Source organism: Paraburkholderia phymatum, assembly GCF_040965635.1.
In the GTDB taxonomy this organism is placed as follows: Bacteria; Pseudomonadota; Gammaproteobacteria; order Burkholderiales; family Burkholderiaceae; genus Paraburkholderia; species Paraburkholderia phymatum_B.
The window spans coordinates 669637-682586 of the sequence record NZ_JBFRCH010000001.1 but is presented as its reverse complement, the minus strand read 5'-3'; the positions used below and the strand labels follow the sequence as shown (position 1 = coordinate 682586).

11 protein-coding genes and 1 pseudogene are annotated in these 12950 nt (G+C 65.7%); 7 read left to right on the top strand and 5 right to left on the bottom strand.

Going from position 1 to position 12950, the window contains the following annotated elements:
• Window positions 1–63: 63 nt before the first annotated feature.
• Window positions 64–909 (bottom strand): aldo/keto reductase, encoded by an 846-nt coding sequence (locus tag AB4Y32_RS03110; RefSeq protein ID WP_368719921.1) that lies wholly within the window; start codon window positions 907–909, stop codon window positions 64–66.
• 176 nt (window positions 910–1085) lie between these two features.
• Here AB4Y32_RS03110 and AB4Y32_RS03105 point away from each other — a divergent pair, with 176 nt between their 5' ends.
• Entirely contained in the window at window positions 1086–1832 is a 747-nt protein-coding gene (locus AB4Y32_RS03105) for a GntR family transcriptional regulator (protein WP_087739424.1), read from the top strand.
• Between the two features lie 30 nt (window positions 1833–1862).
• Here the strand turns inward: AB4Y32_RS03105 and AB4Y32_RS03100 are convergent, their stop codons facing one another.
• On the bottom strand, window positions 1863–3257 hold the full coding sequence (locus AB4Y32_RS03100; RefSeq protein ID WP_368719920.1) for a CoA transferase: 1395 nt from the start codon (window positions 3255–3257) through the stop codon (window positions 1863–1865).
• Between the two features lie 193 nt (window positions 3258–3450).
• Here AB4Y32_RS03100 and AB4Y32_RS03095 point away from each other — a divergent pair, with 193 nt between their 5' ends.
• On the top strand, window positions 3451–4641 hold the full coding sequence (locus AB4Y32_RS03095; RefSeq protein ID WP_368719996.1) for a citrate/2-methylcitrate synthase: 1191 nt from the start codon (window positions 3451–3453) through the stop codon (window positions 4639–4641).
• A gap of 40 nt (window positions 4642–4681) precedes the next feature.
• Here AB4Y32_RS03095 and AB4Y32_RS03090 read toward each other — a convergent pair whose 3' ends face one another.
• A complete protein-coding gene (locus tag AB4Y32_RS03090) occupies window positions 4682–5002 on the bottom strand; it encodes a DUF2917 domain-containing protein (RefSeq protein ID WP_368719919.1) in 321 nt (106 codons plus the stop codon).
• A gap of 185 nt (window positions 5003–5187) precedes the next feature.
• On the opposite strand from AB4Y32_RS03090, the gene AB4Y32_RS03085 reads away from it, so the two are divergent.
• From AB4Y32_RS03085 to AB4Y32_RS03075, 3 genes and pseudogenes are all read left to right on the top strand, one after another.
• Complete coding sequence (locus AB4Y32_RS03085) at window positions 5188–6600, top strand: PLP-dependent aminotransferase family protein (protein WP_368719918.1); 1413 nt, start codon at window positions 5188–5190, stop codon at window positions 6598–6600.
• Between the two features lie 232 nt (window positions 6601–6832).
• Window positions 6833–8216 (top strand): annotated as a pseudogene (gene mdtD / locus AB4Y32_RS03080) (multidrug transporter subunit MdtD).
• A gap of 364 nt (window positions 8217–8580) precedes the next feature.
• Window positions 8581–9852, top strand: coding sequence for an EAL domain-containing protein (locus AB4Y32_RS03075; RefSeq protein WP_368719917.1), 1272 nt, complete (start codon window positions 8581–8583; stop codon window positions 9850–9852).
• On the opposite strand, the gene AB4Y32_RS03070 is transcribed toward AB4Y32_RS03075, so the two are convergent.
• Complete coding sequence (locus AB4Y32_RS03070) at window positions 9808–10767, bottom strand: sigma-70 family RNA polymerase sigma factor (protein WP_368719916.1); 960 nt, start codon at window positions 10765–10767, stop codon at window positions 9808–9810. The genes AB4Y32_RS03075 and AB4Y32_RS03070 overlap by 45 nt on opposite strands.
• 180 nt (window positions 10768–10947) lie before the next feature.
• Between AB4Y32_RS03070 and clpP the strand changes: the two genes are divergently transcribed.
• Window positions 10948–11601, top strand: a complete 654-nt coding sequence (gene clpP / locus AB4Y32_RS03065) for an ATP-dependent Clp endopeptidase proteolytic subunit ClpP (protein WP_368719915.1) — start codon at window positions 10948–10950, stop codon at window positions 11599–11601.
• A 32-nt stretch (window positions 11602–11633) separates the two neighbouring features.
• Here clpP and AB4Y32_RS03060 read toward each other — a convergent pair whose 3' ends face one another.
• Window positions 11634–12245, bottom strand: coding sequence for a TetR family transcriptional regulator (locus tag AB4Y32_RS03060; RefSeq protein ID WP_368719914.1), 612 nt, complete (start codon window positions 12243–12245; stop codon window positions 11634–11636).
• A gap of 48 nt (window positions 12246–12293) precedes the next feature.
• Here AB4Y32_RS03060 and AB4Y32_RS03055 point away from each other — a divergent pair, with 48 nt between their 5' ends.
• Window positions 12294–12893, top strand: a complete 600-nt coding sequence (locus AB4Y32_RS03055; RefSeq protein ID WP_368719913.1) for an isochorismatase family protein — start codon at window positions 12294–12296, stop codon at window positions 12891–12893.
• Window positions 12894–12950: the final 57 nt, after the last annotated feature.

Genomic DNA, 12950 nt, shown 5'->3' with positions numbered 1-12950 from the left:
TCACACGCACGACGGCTTGCGAATCACCCGACCCACCGCACGCAAGCCCAACGCATCTCACGCTCAAAGCATTTCAAGCGGCCGCTTGCCTCTCGGCGGACGAAAGTGCGCGTCGATAGCGGCGAGGTCATGGGCGGAAAGGCGAAGTTCGAGCGCGCGGGCGTTGTCGCGCACATGCTCGATGCGCCCGGATTTCGGAATCGCGAACACGTCAGGCTGCCGCAGCACCCACGCGAGCGCCACCTGAATCACGGATGCGCCGTGCGCATCGGCGATATCGTCGAGTGGCGAGCGCTTCGGCAGCCGCGCGTGATCGACGGGGCTATACGCCATCGCTGGCATCTTGCGCGCCGCGAGCCAGGGGAACAGGTCGAACTCCGGCCCGCGCCGCGCGACGTTGTAGAGAATCTGATTGGTCGCGCACGCGTCGCCATGAGGAACGGCGACGAGCTCTTCCATATCGTCGACGTCGAAGTTGCTCACTCCCCAATGACGTATCTTGCCGTCGCGGCGCAGCGCTTCGAAGCCGGCGACCGTCTCCTCGAGCGGCACCGATCCGCGCCAGTGCAGCAGATACAGATCGATGCGATCCGTCTTCAGGCGCATCAACGACTGTTCGCACGCATGCTGCACGCCGCGTTTGCTCGCGTTGTGCGGATAGACCTTGCTGACGAGAAACACATCGTCGCGCAAGCCGTGCAACGCCTCGCCCAATAGCGATTCCGTCGCGCCTTCGCCGTACATTTCAGCCGTATCGATCAACGTCATGCCCAGTTCGATGCCGCCACGCAGCGCCTCGATTTCGGCCTTGCGGCGCGACGGATGCTCGCCCATCTCCCACGTGCCCTGCCCCAGCTTCGGAATGCGCTCGCCGTCGGGCAGCGTCACGCTGGCGATGTCGTTCGTCATGTTCGACTCCTCGCAGATGATGTGATGTCGATGCGCGCATCACTGCATGTCACGCATCGGCTATGCAACGAGTGTAGCGTCTGATCGCGAAACGCATCGGGGTCCCGGCAAAACCCCGCTATAACGCAGCGCGCCAATGTCATAGAATTGCCGCTTGCCCTTCTTGCGTCCGTCACATGAATCCAGCCTCGGAAGACCGCTGGCGCGACCTGCGCCCGGACCCGGAAAACGACACTCCGCTGTATCTTCAGCTGGCCCGCAAGCTCGGCAACGCGATCCACGAGAACCGCTGGAACGCAGGCGAAGCGCTGCCGTCGGAGCGCGTGTTGTCGGAAGCGCTCGGCGTATCGCGGATCACCGCGCGCAAGGCAATCGCGCTGCTCGTCGAACAGGGGCTGATCCGCCGTTCGCAAGGCGCGGGCAGCTTCATCACGCCGCGCTACGAAGACCCGCTGTCGCGCCTGTCGAGCTTCAGCGAAATGCTGCGACGGCGCGGCTTCACGCCAAGCTCGCAGTGGCTCTCGCGCGAGATCGTGCCCGCCAATCGCGATGAAGTGATCCAGCTCGGGCTGTCGCCCGCTGCCGCCGTGACGCGCTTGCGCCGCTTGCGTCTCGCGGACGGCATCGTGATGGCCGTCGAAAACTCGACGTTCCCCGCTTCGATCATTCCCGATCCGCAGGCCATCGGCGATTCGCTGTACACGTATCTCGAACAGCGCGGCCTGACGATCGTGCGCGCGTTGCAGCACTTTCGCGCGGTCAACGCGAGCGACGAGATCGCGCAGCAGATGAGCATCGCGCCGAACGAAGCGCTGCTGCTGATCACGCGCGTCGGCTACACGGCGGACCAGCGCGCGATCGAACTCACCGACACCTACTGCCGCAACGACTACTACGATTTCGTCGCCGAATTGCGCAAGTAGCGCGCGTCGGCTTCGGCCGATCGCCGAGGCTCAGTCCTCCCAGCGCGCCGGATCGGTGCCGATCGGCACGGGCGGCCGCGCATGGAACGCTGGCGTCTCCGACATCTGCTCGGCGGGCGCCGCCGCGCGCACGCGGCCGAACGGCGAGTCGACTTCATGCAGACAGTCCTGCACGTCGTCGTAGGTCAAGTCGGGCGCGCGCCAGCCGTCCTCGAGCTGTCCCATCGATTGCAGCCAGCGTCCCGTCTGCGCAAGCGACAGCCGCACGTGCCAACTGCCGCCCTCATGCGCGCGGCGCGCGAGCGCGACCATCGCGCAGAACGCGGCGAGATAGCCCGTCGCGTGATCGAGCGCCTGACACGGCAGATGCTTCGGCCCTTCGACGCCCGCCGCGCGGCTCTCCGTGTACGCGATGCCGCTCGCCGACTGCACGAGGCTGTCGAAGCCGCGCCGCGTCGCCCACGGACCCGCGTGCCCATACGCGGAAATCGACACGCAGACGATGCCCGGCCTAATCCGCGCGAGCGCTTCGGGCGCGAAGCCGCGCGCGGCGAGCGAGCCGGGCCGGTACGCCTGAAGGAACACATCGGCATCGGCGGCGAGCGCGTGCAACTGCTCGCGCGCGGCGGACTCGCGCAGATCGAGCGTCGCCGAGCGCTTGCCTCGGCCGTTATCGATGACGAGCGGCGCGATGTTCGGCAGATGAGGCCCGTTGATCAGCAAGACGTCCGCGCCATGCTGCGCGAGCGCACGCCCCGCCACGGGTCCCGCGATGATCCGCGACAGATCGAGCACGCGCGTTCCGCTCAGCGGCCGCTGCGCCGCGTCACGGCCGGGCGCTTCTGGCGGCGCGTCGCCGATCCGTTCGATTTCGAAGAGCGGCAGATTCGCAATCGCCTTCGCCTGGTCGAGCGCCGCCCATTCGCGCGGCGAGCGGATCAGCGCGGCGCACAGGCCGGCGTCGGCGAGCGTCTGGTCGAGCTTCGCACCGTCCCAGCCGCGTATCGCTTCGGCGACGGCGCCCGGATCGCCGTCGCAGCCGAGCACCTTCAGCACGCCTTGCAGATGGTGCGGAAAATTCGTGTGCAACTGGACCCAGCGGCCATCGCGCGTCGAGTAAAAACGCGTGACGGGATGGCGCAACTCGGGCGGCAGGCCATCGTTGACGCGTAGATAACGCTCGCTGCGAAACGCGACGAGCGCGCGCCGCACGCTCACCTCGACGCGCTGCATGCGGCCCGTGCGCAGCCTGAAGCATTCGGCGGCGGCCAGCCCCATCGCGGCAATCGATGCGCTCGCGAGCGTCCCGACGCGGAACACGGAAGGCAGCGCCGGGTCATTGCCGTCGATGGCAGCGTAATTGAGCAAGGCCGGATCGCAACCGGCAACGGACCACAGGTGATCGAGAGCGAGCTGGGGCGTCATGATGAGCGGGCATCCGGAAAGAAGGCGTCACTCAGTCTAGATTTGCCGCTCGCCATGATCAATCTTGATTCATATAATCAACATATATCGTTTTCTTTGGCTTTCGCGCTCCGTTATGACGCAAGTAAGGACCCAAGTGAGGACCCAGGCGACGTCCGCTCCGCGCCACCTGTCCGCCGATGAGGCCGCCGCGATGCTCGGCATCAGCGTCACGACGCTCTATGCGTACGTCAGCCGGGGCATGTTGCGCTCGACGCCCGATGCGGACAGCAAGCGGCGTCTCTACGACGCGGACGAAGTCCGGCGTCTCGCGCGCCGCAAGGAAGACGGCAAGCGCGCGGGCAAGGTCGCGCAGAAGGTGTTGGACTGGGGCGTGCCCGTGCTCGAATCGTCGATCACGCTGATCGCGGACGGCAAGCTGCTGTACCGGGGCCGCGACGCGATCGAACTGGCGCGCACGGCCACGCTGGAGGAAGTCGCGGCGCTGCTGTGGGAATGCAGCGCGCGGCGCATCGCCGATGCGCCTGCCGCGCCGCTCGCCGCCGCGCAATGGTCGGCGTGGCTGAAGCTGTGGAGCGACAGCGCGCCGCTCGACCGCGCGCTGGTGCTGCTGCCCGCAGCCGCCGCGCAGATGCCGCGCGTCTGGGCGCTCGGCCGCGATGCGCAACTCGACAATGCCTGCTCGCTGATCCGTCTGCTGGCGGGTGCGATGATCTCCGCCGCGCCATCGAACGAACCGCTGCACAAGCAGCTCGCGAGCGCGTGGGGCGTGCGCAATCGCGCGCAGACCAACCTGCTGCGCGCGGCGCTCGTTGCCTGCGCGGATCACGAACTGAATGCGTCGACGTTCACGGTGCGCTGCATCACGTCGACGGGCACGCATCTGTTCGGCGCCGTCGCGGGCGGACTCGCGGCGCTGTCGGGACCTCGGCACGGCGGAGAAACGTCACGCATCGCCGCGTTGTTCGACGAAGCCGAGCGCGCCGCCGATCTCGACCGCTATCTCGCCACGCGGTTAGCGCATTCGGAGCACGGCGCGCCGGGTCCGGCGCTGTCGGGCTTCGGTCATCCGCTGTATCCGGAGGGCGATCCGCGTGCGCGTCTGCTGCTCGATCTGCTCGGGCAATGCGCGCCGGCGCGCTCGTCGCTGGCCGAAGTGCAAAGGCTTGCGCGCGCCGCGCGCGAGACGACGGGCGCGGAGCCGACCGTCGACTACGCGCTCGCGGCCATCGAGCGCGTGCTCGGCCTGCCTGCCGGAGCGGCCTTCACGCTGTTCGCAGTGGGCCGCGTGACAGGCTGGATCGCGCACGCGATCGAGCAGACCAGCGACGGCCGCCTGATCCGTCCGCGCGCGAGGTATATCGGCGCGTATGAAGCGGACTGACGGCGCTCTATAGCGCGAATTGCAAACCTGAAACCGCACATCAGGCCGCAAGCAGCCAGCGCGGCATCCACGTCCAGCGCATCGCGCGCTGCCGTTGAACGCGCAGCGTGTCGCCCATCTCGCGCCCGCCGCCAGCAACCGTCAGCGACAGCCGCGCGCCTTCGCTTCCCGCGCTCAACCACGCGACGGCGCCGCGCTTCAGTTCGAACGACTCGCCCGGCGCGAGCCAATAGTCCTCGGCATCGCCTTCGACCGTCAGCCACAGTTCGCCCGCCAGCACGTTCACTGCGAGCGGCTGCGCGACCCGCCAGGCGCTCGCCGGCTCGCCGTGCTCGAGTTCGAAAGTACGGATTTCACGCATCGCAGTGCTCCTTGAAAAGCTTTTTCGCTTGCATCCATTATTGGCGTGCGATGATGGCTGACACATGCACAGTACTGAACAGTTTCCAAAGAACTGTACAGTCAGAAAACCTGACAGTTGCCGGCGCTTCGACCGTGACAGACGCACCGTCACAACGAAGGACGAAGCGCGAAGGAAGACACGCCATGAAGCTCGACATCGAACTGAACCGCGACAACGGCGTGCCGCTCACCGAGCAGATCGTGAGCGGCGTGCAGGAATGGATACGCTCGCGCACCGCGCATCCGGGCGCGCGGCTGCCGTCGATCCGCCAGTTCGCTTCCGATAACGACATCAGCCGCTTTCCCGTGATCGAGGCGTACGACCGGCTCGTGTCGCTCGGCTATCTGGATTCGCGTCCCGGCTCGGGCTTTTATGTGGCGGAGCGGCATCGCGCGTCGATGGCGTGTCAGGGCGCATCCGATCCGCGCCGCGCCGAGGAAGAATCGGTGCACATCCTTCAGCAGTTCAATCATCCCGGCGAATCGCTGAAGCTCGGCAGCGGCTTCATCCCCGAAGCGTGGCGCGACATGGACAGCCTCGCGCAGGCAATCCGCTACGTGTCACGCACTGACGGCGCGAGCATGATCGACTACGCCACGCCGCTCGGCAACGCCGCGCTGCGCGAGCATCTGCAAGGGCGCGTCGCGCAGCTCGGCATCGAAGCGGACGCGTCGCAGATCCTCATCACGATCGGCGCGAGCCAGGCGATGGATCTGCTGATGCGCTACATGCTGAAGCCCGGCGATACGATCTTCGTCGAAGACCCCGGCTACTACAATTTCAACGGCCTGCTGAAGCTGCATGGCGTGAGTCTCGTCGGCATTCCCCGCACGCGTACAGGGCCCGATCTCGATGTGTTGCAGGCGCAGTTGCAGCAGCATCGGCCGAAGCTCTTCTTCATCAACTCGGTGTTTCACAACCCGACGGGCACGACGGTCGCGCCGCCCGTCGCGTTCCGTCTGCTGCAACTGGCGCGCGAGCACGGCTTCAAGATTCTCGAAGACGACATCTACGCGGACTTCCAGGCGGAGCCGACCGATCGCCTCGCGACGCTCGATCAGCTCGAACACGTGATCTACATCGGCGGCCTGTCGAAGACGCTGTCGTCATCGCTACGCATCGGCTATGTGATCGCGGACCACGCAACGATCAAGGATCTCGCCGACATCAAGATGCTGACGAGCATCGGTGGATCGCGTTTCGCCGAAGCCGTGACCGTCGCGCTGCTCGAACGCGGGATGTATCGCAAGCATCTCGAAAGATTGCGCCGGCGCATGCGCGATGCGCTCGGCGCGACAGTGCAGACACTGGAGATGAGCGGCTGGCAGGTATTCGAAAATCCGCTCGGCGGCAAGTTCGTGTGGGCGCGCGTGCCGCATGTCGACGATGCGCAGCAGCTGGTCGAATGCGGCGCGCCGCTCGGCGTGACCGTTGCGCCCGGCAGCTACTTCCGCCCGAACGCGGAAACGAGTCCGTGGATACGCATCAACGCCGCGTTCGCGAACGATCCGCGCGCGCGGTCATTCTTCGAGGCAGCGGCGCAACTGAAGCCATGAGGAATGGCGAGGCGCGCAGCTTGCTCCCTGTGCCTGCGTGCCTTTTGCTCACGGCCTGCGTGCTTTTTGCTCGTGCGGCCACGTCATACGGGCACGGCGCTTTTTCCTTAGAATGTGGGCTCCCCCCACCCAGCCGTCCTGCCTAGCGTTCATGTCCGAATCGACCGAATCGAGACCAGCCGCCGCCCATCGCGCTGCTCGAACCGCGCCCACAGCCCGCTCGCTGTCGGTAATGTTGTGGATCGTCGCGACGGGCTTCTTCATGCAGACGCTCGATTCGACGATCGTCAACACCGCGTTGCCCGCGATGGCCACGAGCCTCGGCGAACTGCCGTTGCGCATGCAATCAGTCGTGATCGCGTATTCGCTGACGATGGCCGTGATGATTCCCGTCTCAGGCTGGCTCGCGGACAAGCTGCACGCGGCGCGTGTTCATGAGCGCGATCCTGATCTTCACGGTCGGCTCGCTGCTGTGCGCGAACGCGCATACGCTCACGCAACTGGTGATCTATCGCGTGCTGCAGGGCGTGGGCGGCGCGATGCTGCTGCCCGTCGGGCGCCTCGCGGTGTTGCGCGTATTTCCCGCCGAACGCTATCTGCCCGCGCTGTCGTTCGTCGCGATTCCGGGCCTGATCGGCCCGCTGATCGGACCGACGCTCGGCGGCTGGCTCGTCAAGATCGCGTCGTGGCACTGGATCTTTCTGATCAACGTGCCTGTCGGCATCGCGGGCGTGATCGCGACATTCGTCTTCATGCCCGACAGCCGCAATCCCGACACCGCGCCGTTCGATATCAAAGGCTATGTGCTGCTGATCGTCGGGATGGTGTCGATCTCGATGGCGCTCGACGGACGCACCGAGTTTTCCATTCAGCATGCAACGGTGCTGATGCTGCTGATTCTTTCGCTCGGCTGCTTCGTCGCCTACGGATTGCATGCGGTGCGCGCAGCGAACCCTATCTTCTCGCTTGATCTCTTCAAGATCCACACCTTCAGCGTCGGCCTGCTCGGCAATCTGTTCGCGCGCATCGGCAGCGGCGCGATGCCGTATCTGATTCCGCTGCTGTTGCAGGTGAGCCTCGGCTACAGCGCATTCGAAGCCGGCCTGATGATGCTGCCCGTCGCTGCTGCCGGCATGTCGTCGAAGCGCCTCGTCACGAACCTCATCATGAAGTACGGCTACCGGCGCGTGCTCGTGTCGAACACGGTGCTCGTCGGTCTCGCGATGGCGAGCTTCTCGCTGACGAGCGTGCATCAGCCGCTGTGGCTGCGCCTCGCGCAGCTCGCGTTCTTCGGCGGCGTCAACTCGATGCAGTTCACCGCGATGAACACGCTGACGCTGAAAGACCTCGGCACGGGCGGCGCGAGCAGCGGCAACAGTCTCTTCTCGCTCGTGCAGATGCTCGCGATGAGTCTCGGCGTCACCGTCGCGGGCGCGCTGCTGACGACATTCACGGGCATCATCCCGCGCGTGACGGCTGCGAACTCGCTGCCCGCCTTTCACGCGACGTTCCTGTGCGTCGGCCTGATCACGGCCGCGACGTCATGGATCTTCGCGCAGTTGTCGGCCGACATCCGGCAGCCCGCGAAGCGCGCCGATCCGCAGGAACGCACGTGATTGCGGCACGGTCCCAAACGGGGCGCGCATGATTCGTCGCAACCATCGGAACCTTTACGGGGCGCGCGCCGCACCATCGATGTGCGCTTTGCGCGCCGCGCGCATGCAGTGGACGCGTTCCCGGCGCACAATTCGAAGCAAGAGCCGAAGCAAGAGCCGAAGCAACACCCGAAGCAAGACCCGAAGCACGAACCCACGCACGCCCCGAAGGAACGCGCGACGCACGAGCGCGATCAACGCGATTCAGCCGCAAATGGCCGCGGCATTTCGTTCTGCGCATGTTTCTTGCTGGCCTATCCTGTAAACTCGACCTGTCCGCGCAATACGCGCGGCTTGCCTCGCATTTCTACCGATGACCGACACGATGAGCATGATCGAACTCGATCCTCCCGGCTTCCAGATGCGCCCCGTCGCGGGCGACGAAGGCTCGCGCCGCACCGTCCGGTATGGCGGCTACACGGTTTTCAGCGTGTTTCAGCCTGTTTTTTCGGTTTCGCATCGACGCGCGATCGGCTATCACGCGTCGCTGCGCGCACACGATGAAAACGGCAGGCAGGTGCCGTCGGCGGAAGTCTTTACGCAGGCAGCACGCCGTGGCGATCTGCTCGAACTCGGGCGTCTCGCGGAGTCGCTGCATCTGGGCAACTTCAACGCGTTCGACAGCCACGACGAATGGCTCTTCCTGAGCCTGCATCCCGCCGCGCTGATGGACACGAGCTACGGCGACGCGCTGCTCGCGGGCCTGAAGGCGCTCGGCCTGCCGCCACAGCGCGTGGTGCTCGAAGTCTCCGAGCATTCGGGCGGCGAAACGACCCGCTTCGCCGAAATCATCGACGCGCTGCGCAAATCCGGTTTTCTGATCGCGCTCGACGGCTTCGGCGCGAAGCATTCGAACATCGACCGCGTGTGGAACCTGCGGCCCGATATCGTCACGCTCGACCGCTGCATCCTCGCGCAGGCCACCGAGCATTCGCATATCGAGCGCGTGCTGCCCGGCATCGTGTCGATGCTGCATGAGTCGGGACAACTGGTGCTGATGGGCGGCCTCTCCACCGAGCGCGATGCACTGATCGCGCTCGAATGCAATGTCGATTTCGTGCAGGGCACGTTCTTCGCGGCGCCGAGCGTCGAGCCCTTGGCGCGCCAGGCGACAGTGAAGCTCATGGATGAGCTATCGGCGGCGTTGCGTCAGCGCGTGGGCGAGCGAGAGCGTGCGCAGGCCGAGCGGCTCGCGCCGTTCGTCACGGCATTGGAAGCGGCGAGCACGCAGCTCGTCGAAGGCGAAACGATGGCCAATGCGACCGCGCCGCTCCTCACGTTGCGCGAGACGGCGCGCTGTTTCCTGCTCGACGGCTCGGGCCGCCAGATCGGCGACAACGTCTCGCCGCCGGGCCGCGCGTCGCAGCGCGCGAAGCGGTTCCGGCCGCTCATGCATTCGGAAGGCGCAAGCTGGGAACGTCGTCCGTATTTCATCCAGGCCGTGCGCGCGCCGGGTCAGGTGCATCTGACGCCGCCTTATCTGTCGATCAACGAGGCGCACCTGTGCGTGACGGCGTCGATCGCGGCGGAGACCGCGCGCGGCTTGCAGGTGTTATGCGTGGATATCAACTGGGAAGTGGCTGCGCATCGTAACTGACGCGGCCTGGCTGCTGATCGGTTGCAAGAGCCGCAAGATCGCCGCGCGTCCGAACACGCGCGCAGCGGGCGCGAGCCGCAGCGCGCCCGTCACGATGCGCAACGCAACGATGCGCTCGTCCTCGCCGATCGAAATGTCGAGCAGCGTATCGATCTCGCCGTCGCGCATCAGCGCCACCGCGTGCGCGCCGTTCATCGACACCGTTTCCATCTGATCGCCGTTGCCGCGCATCGCCAGCGTGGCCGCCGCTTGTTCCGCCGACGCGACGGCATCGACCAGCTCGGATGCATCGCTGACCACGCTCGGCACCTCACAGAAGAGCCGCACGAGCGCCACGCGGTCCTGCGCTTCCATCGCCGCCCGCAAGCGCTCGACGATGCGCGCATGCGCGGCGGGATCGGCGTGCTTCGCCGGCACACCTTCGCGCCGCAAGCGCGTTTTCGCGCGATGCACGATCTGCCGGCAATGGGCGGGCGTCTTCGCGAGAATCTTCGCGATCTCCGCGTAGTCGCAATCGAATGCCTCATGCAGCACGAACGCGGCGCGCTCCTCGGGCTTCAGGCGCTCGAGCAGCAGCATCACGCCGTACGACATCTGCACCGCCTGCAACGCGAGATCTTCCGCCGACGGCGCAAGCCCATCGAGCCACGGGTCCGGCAGCCAGCCGCCCGAGTGCGTCGCGCGTTCCGTCTGCAGATGACGCAAGCGGTCGATCGCGAGACGCGTCGTCACCGTCGTGAGCCACGCAGCGGATGAGCGCAGTTCGCTGGCGTCGGCGGCGTGCCACTTGAGCCAGGCGTCCTGCACGATGTCTTCTGCTTCCGCGCGGCTGCCCAGCATCCGGTACGCAAGCGCGAAGAGCTTTGCGCGCACCGCTTCGAACTGCGCCGGCTTGTCTTGTGCTGTCTGGTCCATGCATGCCACTCCTCGTGCGTTCCCATCAGTTCTCATCGGCTAGACGGACCAACCGCCTGCGATGTGACACGCGGACGCGAAAATTCTTCTGTCACGCGCGCCCGCGCTTTCGCGTCTTGCGATGGGAGCCGCGCAACGGCGCGGTCCTTTCGCACACACGAGCCCATCAGCGAGGAACGCATGCACCGTCATTTCATTTCACCGACGTACTCCGGATTCAATCTCGTGCCGACCGTCATCGAGCAATCGAGCCGCGGCGAGCGCGCGTACGACATCTATTCGCGCCTGTTGCGGGAACGGATCGTATTTCTGGTCGGCCCGGTCAACGAACAGTCGGCGAGCCTGATCGTCGCGCAGTTGCTGTTCCTCGAATCGGAGAACCCTGACAAGGATATTTCTTTTTACATCAACTCGCCGGGCGGCTCGGTCTATGACGGACTCGCGATCTTCGACACGATGCAGTTCATCAAGCCCGATGTCTCGACGCTCTGCACCGGCTTCGCGGCCAGCATGGGCACGTTCCTGCTCGCGGCGGGCGCGCCCGGCAAGCGCTTTGCGCTGCCTAACGCGCGCATCATGATTCATCAGCCTTCGGGCGGCGGACAGGGCACCGCGTCGGACATCGAGATCCAGGCGAAGGAAGTGCTGTACTTGCGCGAGCGCCTGAACGCAGTGCTCGCGCAGCGCACGGGCCAGAGCGTCGCGCAGATCGAGAAGGACACCGATCGTGACAATTTCATGTCGGCGGATGCGGCGAAGACGTATGGCCTGATCGATGACGTGCTCGCGACGCGTGAAGCGAGCGTGATCGACGCCGCGCATCGCGCGATGTGACGCGCCGACGTGACGTGCCAATGTGACGTGCCTTAGCGCAGCCGCGCGGCCAGGTATGACGAGACGACCGTCTTGTACTCGTCGACGAGCGGCTTGCGCTCTTTAGGCTTCGCTGCCGCGTACAGGGGGCTCAGGCTCTTCACGACCTGCAACGTGACTTCGGCGACGCGAAACGCGTCGTCGTCCGGGAGCGCCGGACTGTAGCGTTGAAACAGTTCGGCGAACTTGCCGCGCAAGCGGTTGCGCGCGGCGGCATCGCGCCGGAAATTCAACGATACCGACAGCAACGGCAGATAGGCGGGCCGCGCCGCCATGAACTCGACCATCAGCGCGAACAGCCGCTCGACGAGTTCATCGACGCTCCACGCCTGAGCCGCCTCGCCAAGCGCGCTCCATTGCGCATCCATTTCGTTGCCGTAACGCGTGCGCAGCGCAAGAACGAGCGCGTGCTTGTTCGGAAAGTATTGATAGACCGCGCCGATCGACGTGCCCGCGCGCTCGGCGATGGCCGTCATCGTCGCGGCCTCGAAGCCGCGTTCCGCGATCACTTCACCCGCTGCGTCGAGCAGCGCATCGACGCGCTTCGCCGCGCGCTCCTGCTGCGGCACGCGCCGCACTTTCGGATTATCTGAGGCCAGACTCATATTTCTGTCGTATCATGATATGAGCACATCCTCACATATAGGTGACACATGGCGCAAGCGCTTTCCATCGACCCGCGCAGCACGGCGATCGTGTTGATCGATTTGCAGCACAGCAACGTCGGACGGCAACTGGAGCCGCATTCGGCCGCCGACGTGGTCGCGCGTTCCCTGCGCGCCGCCGATGCGCTGCGCGCGGCGGGCGGCACGGTCGTGTTCGTGCGCGTCGATATTCCGCAACTGCTGTCGCTGCCCGCCGACGCGCCGCTGCGTCCGCGCGACGCGCCCGCCCCGCCGCCGCAAGCGTCGGAGCTGGTGCCCGAATGCAACGTGCAATCTGGCGACGTGATCGTAACGAAGCGCCAATGGGGCGCGTTCTACGGCACCGATCTGGAACAGCAATTGCGTCGCCGTGGCATCCGAACGATTGTGCTGACCGGCATTGCGACGAACTTCGGCGTCGAGTCGACCGCCCGCGCAGCCTTCGATCGCGGCTACGAACTGGTCTTCATCGAAGACGCGATGTCGAGCTTTTCCGGCGACGTGCATCGCTTTCCCGTCGAGCATATCTTTCCGCGCATGGGCTTCGTGCGTTCGACAGAGGAATTCATTGGCGCGGTCGCCGAAACGGGCTCGTTCGGCGGCGCCTGATAGCCTTGCGCGCAGGCTGGTCATCGTGCAAGCACTCGATCAACGCCGCGTTGTATG

Excerpts from the sequence above, each read along its gene's own strand:
- AB4Y32_RS03110 (WP_368719921.1), bottom strand. The coding sequence starts at position 909 with ATGACGAACGACATCGCCAGCGTGACGCTGCCCGACGGCGAGCGCATT.
- AB4Y32_RS03105 (WP_087739424.1), top strand. The coding sequence starts at position 1,086 with ATGAATCCAGCCTCGGAAGACCGCTGGCGCGACCTGCGCCCGGACCCG.
- AB4Y32_RS03100 (WP_368719920.1), bottom strand. The coding sequence starts at position 3,257 with ATGACGCCCCAGCTCGCTCTCGATCACCTGTGGTCCGTTGCCGGTTGC.
- AB4Y32_RS03095 (WP_368719996.1), top strand. The coding sequence starts at position 3,451 with ATGCTCGGCATCAGCGTCACGACGCTCTATGCGTACGTCAGCCGGGGC.
- AB4Y32_RS03090 (WP_368719919.1), bottom strand. The coding sequence starts at position 5,002 with ATGCGTGAAATCCGTACTTTCGAACTCGAGCACGGCGAGCCGGCGAGC.
- AB4Y32_RS03085 (WP_368719918.1), top strand. The coding sequence starts at position 5,188 with ATGAAGCTCGACATCGAACTGAACCGCGACAACGGCGTGCCGCTCACC.
- AB4Y32_RS03075 (WP_368719917.1), top strand. The coding sequence starts at position 8,581 with ATGAGCATGATCGAACTCGATCCTCCCGGCTTCCAGATGCGCCCCGTC.
- AB4Y32_RS03070 (WP_368719916.1), bottom strand. The coding sequence starts at position 10,767 with ATGGACCAGACAGCACAAGACAAGCCGGCGCAGTTCGAAGCGGTGCGC.
- clpP (WP_368719915.1), top strand. The coding sequence starts at position 10,948 with ATGCACCGTCATTTCATTTCACCGACGTACTCCGGATTCAATCTCGTG.
- AB4Y32_RS03060 (WP_368719914.1), bottom strand. The coding sequence starts at position 12,245 with ATGAGTCTGGCCTCAGATAATCCGAAAGTGCGGCGCGTGCCGCAGCAG.
- AB4Y32_RS03055 (WP_368719913.1), top strand. The coding sequence starts at position 12,294 with ATGGCGCAAGCGCTTTCCATCGACCCGCGCAGCACGGCGATCGTGTTG.